The organism is Methanofollis fontis, assembly GCF_004297185.1.
In the GTDB taxonomy this organism is placed as follows: domain Archaea; phylum Halobacteriota; class Methanomicrobia; order Methanomicrobiales; family Methanofollaceae; genus Methanofollis; species Methanofollis fontis.
The window spans coordinates 11916-28241 of record NZ_PGCL01000001.1 but is presented as its reverse complement, the minus strand read 5'-3'; the positions used below and the strand labels follow the sequence as shown (position 1 = coordinate 28241).

Annotated in this window: 12 protein-coding genes; 10 read left to right on the top strand and 2 right to left on the bottom strand. The window is 58.3% G+C overall.

All coding sequences use genetic code 11. From position 1 onward, the window contains the following. The first annotated feature begins 199 nt into the window (after positions 1 to 199). The gene (locus CUJ86_RS00105) at positions 200 to 895 is read left to right on the top strand and encodes a hypothetical protein (RefSeq protein WP_235855529.1); all 696 of its coding nucleotides are present in this window, start codon (positions 200 to 202) and stop codon (positions 893 to 895) included. Here the strand turns inward: CUJ86_RS00105 and CUJ86_RS00100 are convergent. Continuing rightward, positions 827 to 1726: a metallophosphoesterase gene (locus CUJ86_RS00100; protein WP_130645535.1), complete on the bottom strand. Its 900-nt coding sequence runs from the start codon at positions 1724 to 1726 to the stop codon at positions 827 to 829. The two genes, CUJ86_RS00105 and CUJ86_RS00100, sit on opposite strands and share 69 nt — an antisense overlap. 220 nt (positions 1727 to 1946) lie before the next feature. On the opposite strand from CUJ86_RS00100, the gene CUJ86_RS00095 reads away from it, so the two are divergent. From CUJ86_RS00095 to pheT, 6 genes are read left to right on the top strand one after another with little or no spacing between them, the layout of a single operon-like run. Continuing rightward, the gene (locus CUJ86_RS00095; protein ID WP_130645534.1) at positions 1947 to 3575 is read left to right on the top strand and encodes an MEDS domain-containing protein; all 1629 of its coding nucleotides are present in this window, start codon (positions 1947 to 1949) and stop codon (positions 3573 to 3575) included. A 21-nt stretch (positions 3576 to 3596) separates the two neighbouring features. Then, on the top strand, positions 3597 to 4058 hold the full coding sequence (locus tag CUJ86_RS00090) for a hypothetical protein (protein WP_130645533.1): 462 nt from the start codon (positions 3597 to 3599) through the stop codon (positions 4056 to 4058). A 52-nt stretch (positions 4059 to 4110) separates the two neighbouring features. After that, on the top strand, positions 4111 to 5118 hold the full coding sequence (gene endA / locus CUJ86_RS00085) for a tRNA-intron lyase (protein ID WP_130645532.1): 1008 nt from the start codon (positions 4111 to 4113) through the stop codon (positions 5116 to 5118). Between the two features lie 10 nt (positions 5119 to 5128). Beyond that, positions 5129 to 6382 (top strand): tryptophan--tRNA ligase, encoded by a 1254-nt coding sequence (locus tag CUJ86_RS00080; RefSeq protein WP_130645531.1) that lies wholly within the window; start codon positions 5129 to 5131, stop codon positions 6380 to 6382. Then, positions 6382 to 7815 carry a phenylalanine--tRNA ligase subunit alpha gene (pheS, locus tag CUJ86_RS00075; protein WP_130645530.1) on the top strand — a complete coding sequence of 478 codons (1434 nt, stop codon included), beginning with the start codon at positions 6382 to 6384 and terminating at the stop codon, positions 7813 to 7815. Before CUJ86_RS00080 ends, pheS begins: the two co-directional genes overlap by 1 nt. Positions 7816 to 7819: 4 nt before the next feature. Further along, positions 7820 to 9460, top strand: a complete 1641-nt coding sequence (gene pheT / locus CUJ86_RS00070; protein ID WP_130645529.1) for a phenylalanine--tRNA ligase subunit beta — start codon at positions 7820 to 7822, stop codon at positions 9458 to 9460. Here the strand turns inward: pheT and hisF are convergent. Continuing rightward, entirely contained in the window at positions 9417 to 10223 is an 807-nt protein-coding gene (hisF, locus tag CUJ86_RS00065; protein ID WP_130645528.1) for an imidazole glycerol phosphate synthase subunit HisF, read from the bottom strand. The two genes, pheT and hisF, sit on opposite strands and share 44 nt — an antisense overlap. 173 nt (positions 10224 to 10396) lie before the next feature. On the opposite strand from hisF, the gene CUJ86_RS00060 reads away from it, so the two are divergent. The 3 genes from CUJ86_RS00060 to CUJ86_RS12230 all read left to right on the top strand — a co-directional run bounded on the left by CUJ86_RS00060 (position 10397) and on the right by CUJ86_RS12230 (position 16066). Beyond that, the gene (locus CUJ86_RS00060) at positions 10397 to 11623 is read left to right on the top strand and encodes an adenosylhomocysteinase (RefSeq protein ID WP_130645527.1); all 1227 of its coding nucleotides are present in this window, start codon (positions 10397 to 10399) and stop codon (positions 11621 to 11623) included. A gap of 168 nt (positions 11624 to 11791) precedes the next feature. Next, positions 11792 to 12394: a serine O-acetyltransferase gene (locus CUJ86_RS00055; RefSeq protein ID WP_130645526.1), complete on the top strand. Its 603-nt coding sequence runs from the start codon at positions 11792 to 11794 to the stop codon at positions 12392 to 12394. 1059 nt (positions 12395 to 13453) lie between these two features. Beyond that, on the top strand, positions 13454 to 16066 hold the full coding sequence (locus tag CUJ86_RS12230; RefSeq protein ID WP_165394704.1) for a golvesin C-terminal-like domain-containing protein: 2613 nt from the start codon (positions 13454 to 13456) through the stop codon (positions 16064 to 16066). Positions 16067 to 16326: the final 260 nt, after the last annotated feature.

Genomic DNA, 16326 nt, shown 5'->3' with positions numbered 1-16326 from the left:
ATCGGTGTAGCGCCCCGGTGAATGCCGTGGATCTACGGTTCAGTTCGAGGTGCCGGCAGTGCCGGGCGCCTGCTGGGGCGCTTCCCCGCGGCGCCCAGGATCATAAGGAATTTTCGCAGACCCCGGTTCATTCCATCTGGCCTCTTCTGCCATTCCGCCCGGTGAAGTATTAATAATCCATCGCGACAACCGGCATCTGGTGAAGAACGTTCGCATCCCATCTCCCGGAAACCTCGTCGCCTACTTTGTGCAGGGGCTGATCCTCCTGAGTGTTGGCTATAGCGCCTGTATCGGCGACTGGTTCCTTGCCTTTGTGGGTCTTTTTGCCTTTTTCCTCACCACCGTCCCCTACATCGTCTCGCGGCGGGGGGACATCTGCATGCCGTGGGAGGTGAACCTGCTCATCGCCCTCTCCATCTATCTTCATGTCGCCGGGCATATCTCCGATTTTTATATGGTGTTTTCACCGTATTATGATAAAATCGCTCATTTTGTCTCCTCGATCACGATCTCGGTCCTCGGATTTGCCCTGGTCCTCCTTATGGACAGGTATTCCGGTCTTCGCCTCACCCGCCCGATGATCATCGGGTTTATCGTGATATTCACGATGGCCCTGGGTGCGTTCTGGGAGATCTATGAGTATCTGTTCGATACCCTGTTTCAGATGAACCTCCAGCACGGTCTGGACGATACGATGACCGATCTCATCTTCGACCTCTTCGGTGCCCTGATAATCGCTGCGGTCGGGAACTTCTATCTCCGCCGCCTGACAAAAGAGGAGGTCGCACTGCTGTTTCTGAAACCGGGGTCGATGAAAAATACGGCCTCAGCCCGCGGGCCCGATCAGGACGATCTCGGGCGGGGCATTGAGGCGGAGTTCGGCCGGAAGGTTTGAGGTGCCAAGTCCCCTGCTGATATAGACCGGTGTATCGTCTTTTGTCACCAGTCCGGAGAGCTCGAGGACGCCGTTGTCATTGAGCGTCTGGATGCCGGGGAGCATGAACTGTCCGCCGTGGGTGTGGCCGCAGAGGATCAGGTCGGCCTCCCATGGTGCCCGGCATTCGGGTTCGTGGATCAGGTAGATTGTAAAGGCATCGGTGCGGGGGACGGTCGGGGGATCGGCCATGCCGGCCCATCCGTCATCCACACCGACCAGCAGGAGGGGCGTGCCGTTCAGGTCAAGGGTGACATACTCGTTCCTGAGCACATGCACACCGGCCGATTCCAGTTGTGCCGTCAGGGCATCGGCAAAAACCGGGTCGGTGTCCGTCTCTCCGAGTGGGGACATATCATAGTGTTCGACGCTCCGCTCCGTCTCCTGGATTGCGATCACCTTCTCAAGTCCGGTGACTGCATCAATACCGGCCTTATAGTCATGGTTCCCGAGCACTGCATAGGTGGGTGCGTCGATCTCCCGCCAGATCTCCTGCAGGGAGAGGTCGGGCTCCTCTCCATACACAAAATCGCCGCCGATCAGCACGACCGATGGATTGAGGGCGTTTACCTCCTCGATCACCCGTCTGATATGGTCGATGTTGTCCTCCCGCAGGTGGGGATCGGCAATGAACACAATCCCTTCGGGTGCGCCGGCAAATGAGAGTGTGGTGACCGATGTGTTCTGCCCCTCCCACGCCATGTAACCCAAGGTCGGCGGTGCGGTGAGAAGGAGGACGGCGGCAATTGCAAAATAAGTGGATCCGTTCAGGTGCGGCAGTTTCAACCCCATGTGGCTCGCAGATCCGGTTGATCCGGATATTATAAAATGGCCTGTATGTGGGCATTCTCTCTCACGCCAATGTGGTCTGAATGGGGCAATTTTGCTGAATGGTCGGGTTATGGGCCCTTTTTCCTGCTCCTGAATGAGCAGGGGCGAACACCATCCCATCCGCCCCTCCGGAGATCTGGATCGAGCATCATATATTGCCATCCCGCCAAGTTGTGCATGAATGGCGCGTGATCTGATGCGGGCGTCGATGTTCTCTCGCCGGGATATATATGATCTCAGCCCCGGCAGCCATGTCTGCTGTATCTATGATGTCGATGAAGAGTGGTGGTCCGTCGTCGAATCGGCCATCAGGTGCGGACTCGAACGGGGCGAACGTATCGTCTGCTTCATCGACCGCATACCTCCTGAAGCGATGATCGGAGGACTCTCGGAGGGGGGGCTGCCCCTGGACGACCTCATCGGATCCGGTCAGGTGATGGTCGGAACGGCGGAATCGCTCTATCTTTCGGGAGGTCAGTTTGATCCGATCCGGATGAGCGATTATATCTGCCGTACCGTTTCCGGAGCAATTGAAGACGGTTTTCCTGCTCTCAGGATGATCGGGGATGCATCCTGGGCACTCCGGCACTTTCCTGGATCTGATCGATTATTTGAGTATGAGGCGGCGATAAACACCCTTCTGGGGACGCTTCCCTGCACGGCCTTCTGCCTCTATGACCGCCGAATTTTTCCAGCATCTGCCCTCCTCGATGCCCTCATGGCGCATCCAAAAGCGATGATCGGGGAAGAACTCTATGATAATCATTATTTCTGCGATGATCATGCATCTGCATCCGACACGCAGGACCAGACCCGCCTCTCCCGATGGATCAGTCATCTTGTCGAAAAGAAACGGTATGAGGCGGAGATCGTCCACCAGCGGGACGAGGCCGAGGCCTATTTCACGACGTCCGCCGTCGCCATGGTGGTGATTGACGGGGACGGTCTCATCAGGCGGGTGAACCCCTCGGCCTCGACGGTCTTCGGTCTGAACGAACACCTCCTGATGGGGCGGACCCTCCTCTCCTTTGTCCCCCCTGAATGGCACGGGGATGCCCGGAAATGCATCGGCAGCGACGCCGAGGCTGCGAAAAATGTTGTCATTCCGGTGACTCCCCCCGGCGGGGAGGTGCGGTATGTTCGCTGGAACGCTTCGCCGCTCCCCCACGACGGCATGGAGGGATGGACACTCCTTTCTGGTGAGGACATCACCGAACGGCGTCGTATAGAAGAGAATCTCCGGAAAAACGAGCGGATTTTCTCGGCCATATTTCATAACTCCTCGGTCCCGAAGGCGCTGGTGGACGCCAGCGGCACGGTGATCGATGCGAACGGCGCTACTTCACGCTTCCTTGGCGTTGACGAACTTATTGGCAGGCAGATCCCTGGTTTTATAACCGCTCCCGGCGGTGTCGGTGAGGAAGAACGCTCATTCCTCCGTCCTGACGCTGAGACGGTCTGGGGTCTGGTGAGCATCTCAGATATCGGACCCGGTGTCGATGGGGAGGGGCCGTTCATCGTGGTCTGTCAGGACATCACGGAGAGGAAACGGTTCGAGGAGGAGCGGTTCAGGGCGCTCGAGCAGATCGAGCGGAACATGACACAGCTTGCAAGCCTCAACGACCGCATCAGAAATCCGCTTGCCGTGATCGTCGCTGTCTCTGATATGGACGTGGAAGAATCGGAAAAAAGTCGAATTCTCGAACAGGCGGAGATCATCAACGGCATTGTCGACGAGATCGATCGCGGCTGGTGCGTCTCTGAATCGGTCCGCGATTTTCTCAGAAAACATAATGAGTTTTCGGCCTGATCAGGGGACGGGGGGAAGGATATGGGGAAGGCGGATTCACTCGCCCGTTTTTTCAGCCGTCCGTTCTTTCTGAGCCTCACCATAGGTCTCCCCTTCTGTATATTCAAACTCCTCTTCGGCCTCTCCGCCATCCGCGCTGGCGGGGGTGACCGACCCCTTCTGGCCCTCTTCGGGGCCGGTGTCCTCCTCTGGGCGGGGGTGGATATGATGATGAATGCGGGTCGCGCCCTCCTCGATCTCCTGGGGCGTGGGGCACCATTTGAATACTGTTCCATCGCTCAGATGGGCCGCCTTGTCGGTATGCCGACCGTTTTCCTTGCGTTCGACACCCTCCTCTCCTTCTCGATCATCTGCATCATGCTCTGGTCCGGATGGATTGCCGCCCTCACACCATGGGAATCGGTGGTATGGTCCGGGGCCACCACCCTCAATCTGATCAGCCTCTCGATCGTCATGCTCCTCACCGAGATCAGGCGAGTGTGAGGCGGTCCATTCACCACCATATATATTCAGGCGGCGCCCACCCGTACCCCACGTGAAGGCGACAATCGACGGCAATGCTCTCCACCTCGGGCAGGAGGGTCTTTCGCTCTATGAGAGCGGCGGGTATGGCCGACCCGTGAAGGGCGGTCTCCGCCTCGCCCCTGAGGAGGGGCTCTACCTCCTCTGGCGGAATCGGATCACGGTGACGGGCCATGATGCACCCTCGCTCCTGCGTGAGTACTCCAGGACACCGGGATTTTTTCGGCGCTACCTGGTCTACCGCGACCTGCGCGAGCGCGGCTATGCCCTCCAGACCGGCCCCCATGATTTCCGGGTCTTTCGGCGGGGTGAACGTCCGGGGAAGGGGCACTCGCAGTATCTTGTAAGGGTGCTCGCCGAGCGTGACCTTGTGGACTTTGATAGGGTGACCGCCGAGGTGGCGACGGCCGGAAACATGCGCAAGCAGTATGTGGTCGCCGCCGTGGACGACGAGGGTGAACTCACCTACTATGAGGTGAAGGTCGATCATCTTCCGGCACCCGATGAGGCAGAGACGGGAGGGCAGGCGGAGGGCGAAGCGGTTGGCGCCGTCGCCCTCGTCCCGGTCGCCGGTGCCGAATGGCTTTCTGAGGCTGGATTTGGCAAACTGCTCGATTCGGATCGGATCATGCTCTCCCCCGTGGAGGCACTTGCCCTGATGGACGATCGTCGCCTTTCTCTGGTCCGGGACGACGTCCCTCTCTCACGGGAGGAATACTTTGCCGCCGCCGCCGAATACGACGCCGAACTCCTGGAGAAGGCGGCGGTCTATGCAGACCTGCGCCGCCGCGGCCATGCCCCGAAGACGGGTTACAAGTTCGGCCATCATTTCCGGGTCTACATCGGCGGCATCCAGCACTCGCCGATGCTCGCTCAGGCCATCCCTGCGGGAACCGCCCTCACCATGGTGGCGATCTCCCGTTCAGTCCGCCTTGCGCACAGTGTCAAAAAGAAGATGTTGTTTGCCTGTGTACATACAGACGGCATTCAGTACATCGAATTTGCACGAATCAAACTGTGAGATACGACCTATGCAGCAGGGGATCAATCCATGGGCAAGCAGCCAGACGGTCGATGTCGGGAAACTCTTCACCGAATTCGGCATCGAACCGATGGAAACCGTCATTGACCGCCTCCCCGACGTCCCGCCATTCATGCGCCGGGGGATCGTCGTCGGCCATCGTGACTACGGTCCGATCGCCGACGCCGTCAGGAACAGAACACCCTTTAACGTGATGACCGGTTTCATGCCCTCCGGCCACCCGCACCTCGGTCACCTGATGGTGATGAAGGAGGTGGTCTGGCATGTGGAGCAGGGCGGACGCGGTTATGTGGCGGTCGCCGACCGCGAGGCGCATGCCGTCCGGGGCATCCCGTGGGAGCAGTGCCGGGAGTTCGGGCGGGAGTACCTCACCTGCCTGTATGCCCTCGGCTACCAGGGGACGACCTATGCCCAGAGCAGCAACGACCCCCTCAAGGATCTGGCCTTCGAGGCGGCGATCAAGATCAATTTCTCCGATCTCTCGGCGATATACGGCTTCACGCAGGAGACCTCCCTCGCCCACGGGATGAGCGTGGCCACACAGGTGGCGGACATCCTCTACCCACAGACTGACTGCGGACCGGCGCCGACGGTGGTGCCGGTCGGCATCGACCAGGACCCGCATATCAGGCTGACCCGGGACGTCGCATACAAGCTCAGGATGTTCCTGGTGGAGCAGCGGGACGGGCACGTGAGCGTCCGGTCGAAGAACGCCCCTGATGCGGCGATCGATGCCGTCCACGCAGCGTTCCCCGGTTCAAAACGCTATGGCGGGCATGTGGATGTCAGGGGAGGGGACCTGCAGGCAATCGAGGCGGCGGTGCGGGAGATCGAGATCGACCACGGCGGGTATGGCTTCATCGCCCCGTCCGCCACTTATCACACCTTCATGCAGGGGCTGCAGGGCGGAAAGATGTCCTCATCGGTCCCCGAGAGTTTCATCTCCTTCCATGAGTCGGAGAAGGACCTGAAGAAGAAGGTGATGGGGGCGCTCACCGGCGGACGCATGACCCTAGAGGAGCAGAAACGCCTGGGCGGCGAACCTGAACGGTGTTCGGTCTATCTCCTCAACCTTTTCCACATGGAGGAGGACGATGCCGAACTTGCCGAGATCTGCAGGAAATGCCGGTCCGGCGAGATGATGTGCGGAACATGCAAGAAAGAAACGCTTGAACGGACTAAGGCGTTCCTGAAGGATTTCAGAGAGCGGATGGATGAAGTGGAACATCTGGTGGATGAATAATGGCAGATCTCACCCTGAATGAAAAACGCCTCCTCGTGGCCCTTGCCCCTCTCGGCGAGGCCGGGACCGGCGCCCTTGCCGGTGCTCTCGGGACGACGGAGGCGGCGGTCGTGCAGTATGCCCATCTCTGTGCTGATAGCGGGCTTGCAGAGGTCGTGCGGACGACCACGACGACCTATGCCCTCACCCCCGAGGGCGAGGACTACCGGAAGAACGGACTTCCCGAACGGCAGATGCTGGAGAATGTCGGTGATTCGGCCCCGATGCGGGACCTGCAGGCCCACCCCCTTTCAAGAATCGGGATCGGCTGGCTCAGGAAGAAGGGCTGGATCACGATCCGCGCCGGCGTCGCAGAGCGGGTCGGCGAGGTGCCCCCCGGCGATGACGAGATCGCCCTGCAGGACCCGAAGGAGGGCATGCCCGGCATCGCCGATCTCCTCAAGCGCAACCTGATCACCGCCTCCGAGGAGACGGCGTGGCAGATCCGGATCACGGCCGCGGGCCGGGCGCTCGTCGATGCCGGACTCGACCTCACCGAGGAAACCGGCACCCTGACGCGCGAGCAGATCATCAGCGGCTCCTGGCGGACCGCAAACCTCCGCCGCTACAGCCTCGCCACCCCGCCGAAACGTATCTGGCCGGGCAAGACCCACCCCTATGGCGGTGTGCTTGATGATGTCCGCCGGATCCTGCTGGAGATGGGCTTTGAGGAGATGCGGGGCGAGATCGTCCAGAGCGCCTTCTGGGACTTCGACGCCCTCTTTCAGCCGCAGGACCACCCGGCACGCGAGATGCAGGACACCTTCTACCTCGACCTCGCCGAACCCTGTCCGCCGGGATGGGAGGGGGTCAGGGATATCCACGAGCATGGCGGGGACACCTCCTCCACCGGATGGGGCGGGCGATGGGACCCGGCAAAGGCCGAGCAGTGCGTGCTCCGCACCCACACTACCCCCCTCTCCATCCGCCACCTGGTGGCCACCCGCCGCCCGCCGGTGAAGGCCTTTGCCCTCGGGCGGGTCTACCGGCGCGAGGCGATCGATCCCACCCATCTGCCGGAGTTTGAGCAGCTCGAGGGGATCGTAATGGACGAGGACGTCACCTTCCGCGACCTCCTCGGGTATCTGAAGGAGTTTTACGCCGCCATGGGCTTTGACGCCGTCAGGTTCAGGCCGGGCTACTTCCCCTACACCGAACCCTCGGTGGAGCCCGAGGTCCGGGTGGACGGGCTTGGCTGGGTGGAGCTCGGCGGTGCCGGCGTCTTCAGGGAGGAGGTCACCGCCCCCTGGGGGATCGAGGCGCCCGTGCTTGCCTGGGGGCTCGGGATCAGCAGGCTTGCGATGCTGCGCCTGGGGCTCCGGGACCTCCGCCAGCTCTACCGCAGCGACATCGACTGGATACGCGACCACCCCGTGATCGGGAGGGAGGAGTGATCAGATGGCAATCATCAGTCTCAATTACGAATATCTCGAGCGCCTGACCGGCGCCGACCGGGAGACGATCCTGGAGCGGCTGCCGATGATCGGATCTGATATCGAGCGCACCCTTGAGGACGGCGTGGACGTGGAGTTCTTCCCGAGCAGGGTGGACCTCTACTCCACCGAGGGGGTCGCCCGGGCGATGCGGGGGTTCCTGGGGATCGAGGGGGGTCTTCCCTCCTATCCGGTCACCGCTTCAGGGATCACCTTCAGTGTCGATCCCGGACTTGCGGAGATCCGGCCCCACCTCGCATCGGCCGTGATCAGGAACGTCCGCATGGACGAGGCGGGTATCGAGAGCCTGATGGGGCTGCAGGAGGCCCTGCACTGGGCCCTCGGGCGGGGGCGGCGGAAGGTGGCGATCGGTGTCCATGACATGGATGCCGTGCGCCCCCCCTTCCGCTATCTCGCCGCCCCGCGGGACCACCGGTTTGTCCCCCTGGACTTCGAGGAAGAACTCAGCCTCGAGGAGATCCTGGAGCAGCACCCCAAGGGCCGCGACTATGCCCATATTGTGGATGCCTTCGACCGTTTCCCCCTGATTGTGGATGCAGAGGGCCGGGTGCTCTCCTTCCCGCCGATCATCAACGGCGAGCTGACGCGGGTGACGACGGAGACGACGACCATCCTCCTGGACTGCACCGGCACCGACGAGCGTGCTGTCAGAATGGCCGCCGCCATCATCTGCACCGCCCTGGCCGAAGCAGGGGCGACGATCGAGAGCGTGGAGATCGACGGGACCGCCTGCCCCGACCTCTCGCCGACAGAGCGGATCGTCACGGTGGACGCCTGCCGCCGCCTCATCGGCCTCGATCTCTCGGCCGACGAGATGGCCGCGCTCCTGCAGAAGATGCGTTTCGGCGCTGAACCCCTCGACGACGGAGGGGTCCGCGTGCTTGTCCCGCCCTATCGGGCCGATATCATCCATGACGCCGATCTCTTCGAGGACCTCGCCATCGCCTATGGCTATGACCGTTTCGAGACCTCCCGGCCGCGGACCTACACCACCGGGCGGGAGCACCCGATCGCCGTCCTCGAGCGCACCGTCCGCTCGGTCTTCACCGGCATGGGGCACCTGGAGGTGCTCCCCTTCACCCTCACCTCGGAGCGGATCCTCTATGAGCGGATGGGGCGCGAACCGTCCACCGACCTCCTGCGGGTCTCAAAACCGATCTCCGAGGACCAGAGCGTGGTGCGCACCGATATCCTCCCCCTGATCATGGAGATCCTGGAGATCAACTGCCACCGTGAACTGCCGCAGCGGATCTTTGCCGTCGGAGACGTGATCCGGGCGACAACCACGCTCCAGAGCGTGGCCGCCGCCTCGATCCATCCGGGCGCCGATTTCTCGGAGGCCTACGCCGCCATGGACGCCCTCTGCCGCGAGTGCGGGGTCGGGGCGACCTTTGTCGAATCGGCCGATCCGGCATTCATCGACGGGCGCAGGGGCGATGTGATCGTGGACGGAAAAAGGGTGGGGGTGTTTGGCGAGATCCACCCGGAGGTGCTCACCGCCTTCTCGCTCGAGCACCCGGTGGCGGCGCTCGAACTGGACCTCACAGCCGTACCGGGATACCCCGTCCGGCCAGATACTCCTTGACCTGCCGGATGGTGAACTCCCCGTAGTGGAAGACGCTTGCCGCAAGGCAGGCGTCCGCTTTTCCGAGGGTGAACCCCTCATAAAAATGCTCCAGCGTTCCGACACCGCCGCTGGCGATCACCGGGATGCCGACGTTCTCCGAGATCGTGCGGGTGATCGGCAGGTCGAAGCCCGCTTTTGTGCCGTCGGTCTCCATGCTTGTCAGCAGGATCTCGCCTGCACCCCGTTCTTCGACCTCCTGCGCCCATCCGACAGCGTCGATGCCGGTCGGGTGCGACCCGCCCATCGTCACCACCTCGTACCAGACCTCCCGCCCGTTGTCAAGGGCGATCGGCGTCTTCCCCTCCTCCATCGCCGGGTTCGCCCGCACGTCGATCGCCACCACGATGCACTGGGTGCCGAAGCGCTCGGCGCCGCGGCTGATCAGTGAGGGATCGTTCACGGCACTCGTATTGATCGAGACCTTGTCCGCCCCGGCCCTGAGGATCTGGGTGATGTCATCGATGGTCCTGATCCCCCCGCCGACCGTGAGCGGCAGGAAGAGCTCGTCGGCCGCCCGCTCGATCACCGGGATGAGGGTGCCCCTCCCCTCCTTTGAGGCGGTGATGTCCAGAAAGATCACCTCGTCCGCCCCCTGGGTGTTGTAGCGCGCCGCCAGCTCCACGGGGTCGCCCGCATCACGCAGGCCAAGGAAGTGCGTCCCCTTCACGACACGCCCGTCCTTGAGGTCCAGGCAGGGGATGATCCGCTTGGTGAGTGCCATACAGAGCTTCTCTGACTCCGGGGATAATCAGTATTTGGGCTGCGGGGAACCGGACCGGCGACTCGCTCCATTTGACGGGAAGGGGTCTTTCCTCCCGGTGCGGGCATCCGCCCCTGCAAACCCTTGAAGTGCCGTCACGTCCAACCTTCCCGGAGAAATGTTGTGGTGATGCAATGAAGAGCGGTCAGCAGAAGATGGACTGGGCCAGGCAGTATATGCCGGTCCTCGGGAGCATCAGGCGAGAATTTGAGGAAAAGCGGCCCCTTGAGGGCGTAACGATCGGCATGGCCCTCCATGTGGAGGCAAAAACTGCCGTTCTCGTCGAGACCCTCGCCGCGGGCGGGGCGGAGGTGTACATCACCGGGTGCAACCCCCTCTCCACGCAGGACGACGTGGCGGAGGCGCTGAATGAGGTCGCCGGCGTCCACTGCTATGCGAAGAGGGCATGCTCCAATGAGGAGTATTATGCGGCGATCAACCGTGTCCTGGACGCCCGCCCCTCGATCACTATCGACGACGGCATGGACCTGATCTTCGAGCTCCACACCCGGCGGCAGGACCTCCTCCCCGGCATCATCGGCGGGTGCGAGGAGACGACCACCGGCATCCACCGCCTCCGTTCGATGGCGGACGAGGGTGCCCTCAAGTTCCCGGTGATCGCGGTGAACGACACCCCGATGAAACGCCACTTTGACAACGTCCACGGCACCGGCGAGAGTTCGCTCTCGGCGATCATGGCGACCACGAACTGCCTGCTTGCCGGCAAGTATCTTGTCGTGGCCGGATACGGGTATTGCGGGCGTGGCGTCGCCAGGAAGGCCCGCGGGCTCGGTGCGCGGGTGATCGTCACCGAAGTCGATACCCGGCGGGCACTCGAGGCCCATATGGAGGGCTTTGCCGTGATGCCGATGGAGGCGGCGTCGGCGCTCGGCGAGATCTTCATCACCACCACCGGCAACACCTCGATCCTCACCGAACGTCACTTCCCCCTGCTCAGAGACGGTGCCATCCTCTCCAATGCCGGGCACTTCAATGTCGAGATCGATGTCGAGTGGCTTGAGAAGAACGCCGGTGACATCGAACGCCGGGACGGGATCGACACCTATGTGCTGGACGGGCATAAGATCCACGTGCTCGCGGAGGGGCGCCTGGTGAACCTCGCCACGCCGAAGGGTATGGGCCACCCGATCGAGGTGATGGATCTCTCATTTGCCCTTCAGGCACTTTCGGCGAAATATATCCTTGAAAATGGGAAGAGTCTTGTCGCCGGTGTCTATGATGTCCCCAACGCCATCGACGAGGAGGTGGCGGGCAGAAAACTCACCTCCCTTGGCATCACGATCGACGCCCTCTCTGAGGAGCAGGAGCACTATATGTCGGCGTGGGATATCGGGACATAATTCCTCTTTTTTTCAGAACCATGGACACTCGTTTTATGGGTGTTCTATCTGTCCGGGGTCGTCATCCTCTCCTCCTGTATGGGGTCTTGAAGCAATCCTGTCCGGTCTGTCTATCCATAAGGGTCACCGGCACCTATAAAATGCTGAAAAGATATGTGAAGATGATTCATGAAGCCCCCCTCCCCTGAACGCATATTTGCAGCCGATATTGGGAGATATTTCTATTCACGTCCCGGTAGGCCTGATCTATCGAGAAAGATCAGATATTATGCGCATGTAACGCGGTATTTCGTCCTGGAGCCCGGCTTTCGTGCAATATATTTTTACCGGGTGAACAACCGGATCGTCAGAAATAAAATACGATTTATTGGGCCATTTTTCCGGTTCATGGGTTCTGCCCTGACCGGCATCCGCATATCGCCATATGCGGATATCGGATCGGGCCTGTTCATCCCGAATGCGCAGTGTATTGTGATCGGATATGGTGTGGAGATCGGTAAAAACGTCACCATCTACCAGGGTGTGACGATAGGGATTGTTCCGGGGAAGAAACGGGACGAACGCACAACCCCTATTATTGGAGATAATGTGATGCTGGGGGCAGGATCGAAGATCCTCGGTCCTGTATCCATTGGAGATAATTCTATCATCGGGGCAAATGCCGTGGTGGTCAGGGACGTTCCTGCCAATTCTGTGGCCACGGGTGTCCCGGCAGAGGTTTCAGGAACGGTGAAAGTCCCATACCCTCAGCAGTTGGAAGATAGCGGTTGAAACAGTCCTCACCTCTGATGGCGAGTTCTGTTTCATTTAATACTCTATAAGGGGGGGATGGCCCCATGGATCTATTCGCGGGGGGGCCCGTCATGGTCGGGAATGTATGCGGCAATGTTCTGCTCCTCATTCCGGGCATTCGATCAAAACGGGATTCCTGGGATTTTTTTGCATAATGTGGCTATTGGGTTATTTTTTTCGTCTGAAAGGTCACGGGAATGATGGCGTGGTTGTCTGTGATCAAAAGGGGAGTAATGAGGATATTTTTTCATAATGATGATTTTATTTAAGCGCATTGTTATTTTGTTTCTTTTTTAATAATATTCTTAGATTATGTGATATTATCGGGGTAAAATTCTACAATGTCGTATTTCATGTAGCGTAATGTTGCCTTGAGGGGGAAATTTCAAAAATTTTGAAACTATTATGTGTTCAAAAATATATTTGCCGTCCCCTGTTCTGTAGGGCGTGTCCGGGAGTCTCCGTATCGGACCTATCCTGGGACGATATTTTCTCTCTATTTTGAGCAAAAAATGTGCTTGATTGTCTCATTATTTCCCGTTAATTGAATTTTTTGTAGTATGGGTTGTAAATCAAAAACAAATTTCTATGGTTGTCTTTTTTTGTGCCTTTAATGCTTATTTGATGCAATTGTGTCAGATTTTCTAAAATTGATACTTGTCAGTCTCAATTTATTTAATCTGCTATTCTGGCGTGTGGATTTAAATTTCTGCGGCTTTTCTTTTGGATTTGTCGTGTGAGTGGTCTGATATAATCTTTTTTGTTTGTGATGTGGCTGATTGATCATTAATTTTAAAACTTCATGGGCTTACATTATTTGTACGCGGTGAATATCTGTTAAACGGCAATGTATTGATGTGTAGAAATTCTCTTTTCTGCGGCCGATTTTCCCAACCAATTTTGATCTGTGTCTCTTTAATGGTTTGTTGCTCTCATTATTTTCAAAAATACCTCGAATAATTCTGTAATTCATTTCGGCAACTTTAAATGTTATTGTGTAAAAATTATCATGTGCCCAGAGGGGGACCAGTGATAAAAATGTCAAAAACAAGTATTCTACTTGGCGCTGCTCTTCTGCTCTGTCTCTTTCAGGCAGTCAGTGCAGCTACTCTGGTTGTGGCGGCAAGTGATAGTTCAGCAACGTCCCAACTTCATGCCGACTACATCTGTGACGGTATCAGTGATCAACAGGAAATTCAGGCTGCCATTAATGCTGTCTCCTCGTCCGGTGGCGGCACAATCAGCCTGAGTGAAGGCACCTTTGCGCTTTCTTCCTCGCTTTCCCTGCAGAACGACTGTGTGCTGGAAGGTCAGGGAGTAGAAAAAACGTTATTTAAACTGAGCAACAAGGCGACGATATATATTTCCTCCTCTGTTCAGAGGGTAACACTCGGAAATTTCAAGGCCGTGGGGGAGGGATGCATCCTCATCCAGGGTGACCATGTCAGCCTCCATGACATCACGATGACCACCGGCGACACCGTTGATGGTGCGTTCAGGATCATGTGCTCGAGTGGAAAACCGGTTGTCAGTGATGTCGAATTTGTGAACTGCTCGGCAATCGACTGTGGGTGTATCGGGTTTATCAACTCCGCTTCCCGGTCGGTCGCCTTCAACTCATGGGTGAAAGACATCCGGTACATAGACTGTGTGGCCATCAACTGCGGTCTTGCAAGCCAGTTTAATCCCTGGGTCTGTGGCTTTGACTTCGCAGAACTCAATAATGTTGACGGCATGGTCATTGAGGGATGTTATGCCGAAGGAAACTGGGAATCCGGATTCCACTTCGAACCGACGACGATCAAGAACGTGGTAATGAAGGACTGTTTCAGCAAAGACAACGCGAAGAAGACTGCAGTCACCGGAGAAACCTGTCTGTTTGGTGCTGGTTATTTCACCAACGGTGATGTGACCCTTGAAAACTGCGTGTCGATCGGCGACCACCGCCGCGGCTACATGATCCGGGGCGGGGACATCATTGCGACACTGGTAAACTGCAGTGACCGTGGTGCACTCAACTCATTTGATCTCTCCAATGTCAACGGCGTTGTGCTGAAGAACTGTGTGAGCGAGAGCCCGAAATCGGCAGGTCTCGCGATTTACGGCTCTTCTAATGTCAGGACGGTCGACTGCACCATCTACAGCACTCTGTCGAGTCCGATTAAGACTACATCCTCGAGCGGATTGGACCTTTCGGGTGTCACTGTTGTGAAATCGAACACGGCACCCGACCCTGTAACCCCGATCCCGACTCCGACCCCAACTCCGACCCCAACTCCGACCCCGGTTCCGACTCCGGCTGACGAGGGGATCACCATCGACAACACCGATTCAGCCCATGTCACCGTTACAGGGGCGTGGACATCCAGCACCTTTGCGGGGATCAACCCTCCTTATGGTGCAAATTACTTCCATGATGGAAACAGCGGAAAGGGAAGCAAGAGTGTGACCTTTACCGCCGACCTCCCTGAGGGCGGGATGTATGAGGTCTACCTCTACTACACCGAGTACAACAACCGTGCGAGCAACACTCCCGTCGACATCGTCCATGGCGGTCAGACCGAAACGGTCACGGTCAACCAGCGTATCAACGGCGGTTCATTCAACCTTCTTGGTGAATATGCCTTTGATGCCGGGACCGACGGTTCCATAACGGTTCGTACAGACGGCACGGACGGGTATGTGATCGCCGATGCGGTCCGGTTCGTGTATGTCGGGCCGGCACCCATTCCGACCCCTACCCCGACCCCTACTCCCACTCCGACCCCGGTGCCTCCGGCTGACGAGGGGATCACCCTTGACAATACCGACACTGCCCATGTCACCGTTACCGGTGCATGGGCCTCAAGCACCTATGAACTGATCAACTCACCATACGGCGCAAACTATCTCCATGACCAGAATAGCGGGAAGGGGGATAAGAGTGTGACCTATACACCTGACCTTCCAGAATCCGGGACGTATGCGGTCTACCTCTACTACACCGAGTACAACAACCGTGCGAGCAACACTCCTGTCGACATCGCCCATCGTGGACAGACCGAAACGGTCACGGTCAACCAGCGTATCAACGGCGGTTCATTCAACCTCCTTGGTGAATACGCCTTTGATGCCGGGACTGACGGTTCCATAACGGTTCGTACAGACGGCACAGACGGGTATGTGGTCGCTGATGCGGTCCGGTTCGTATACGTCGGGCCGGCACCCACCCCGACACCGATCCCTCCAGCAGATGAGGAGATCACCCTTGACAACACCGACACAGCCCATGTCACCGTTACCGGTGCATGGGCCTCAAGCACCTATGAACTGATCAACTCACCATACGGCACAAACTATCTCCATGACCAGAATAGTGGGAAAGGAGGTAAGAGTGTGACCTTTACGCCTGACCTTCCAGAATCCGGGACGTATGCGGTCTACCTCTACTACACCGAGTATAACAACCGTGCGAGCAACACTCCTGTCGACATCGCCCATCGTGGACAGACCGAAACGGTCACGGTCAACCAGCGTATCAACGGCGGTTCATTCAACCTTCTTGGTGAATATGCCTTTGATGCCGGGACCGACGGTTCCATAACGGTTCGTACAGATGGCACGGACGGATATGTGATCGCTGATGCGGTCCGGTTCGTGCGTGTGGCATAATAGGCACTGGTATGGTGCCTTCATCTGCCCCTCTTTTTTTCGCACAATGGACCCATGAATTGTGAACTCTTCCGTCCTCCCCCAAGAATCATGGGGCGTGTCAATATATTATTCTGGCGATAGGTGCAATTCGTTTTCATCCGCCCTGATTCTATTATAATTACACTTCATGTTGGGTTATATCTCGACAATCACATGCAGGGTTTTTCTCGTATCATAATTATAATACCGAAAGAGTTTTCTTAGTCCATATCCGGGAA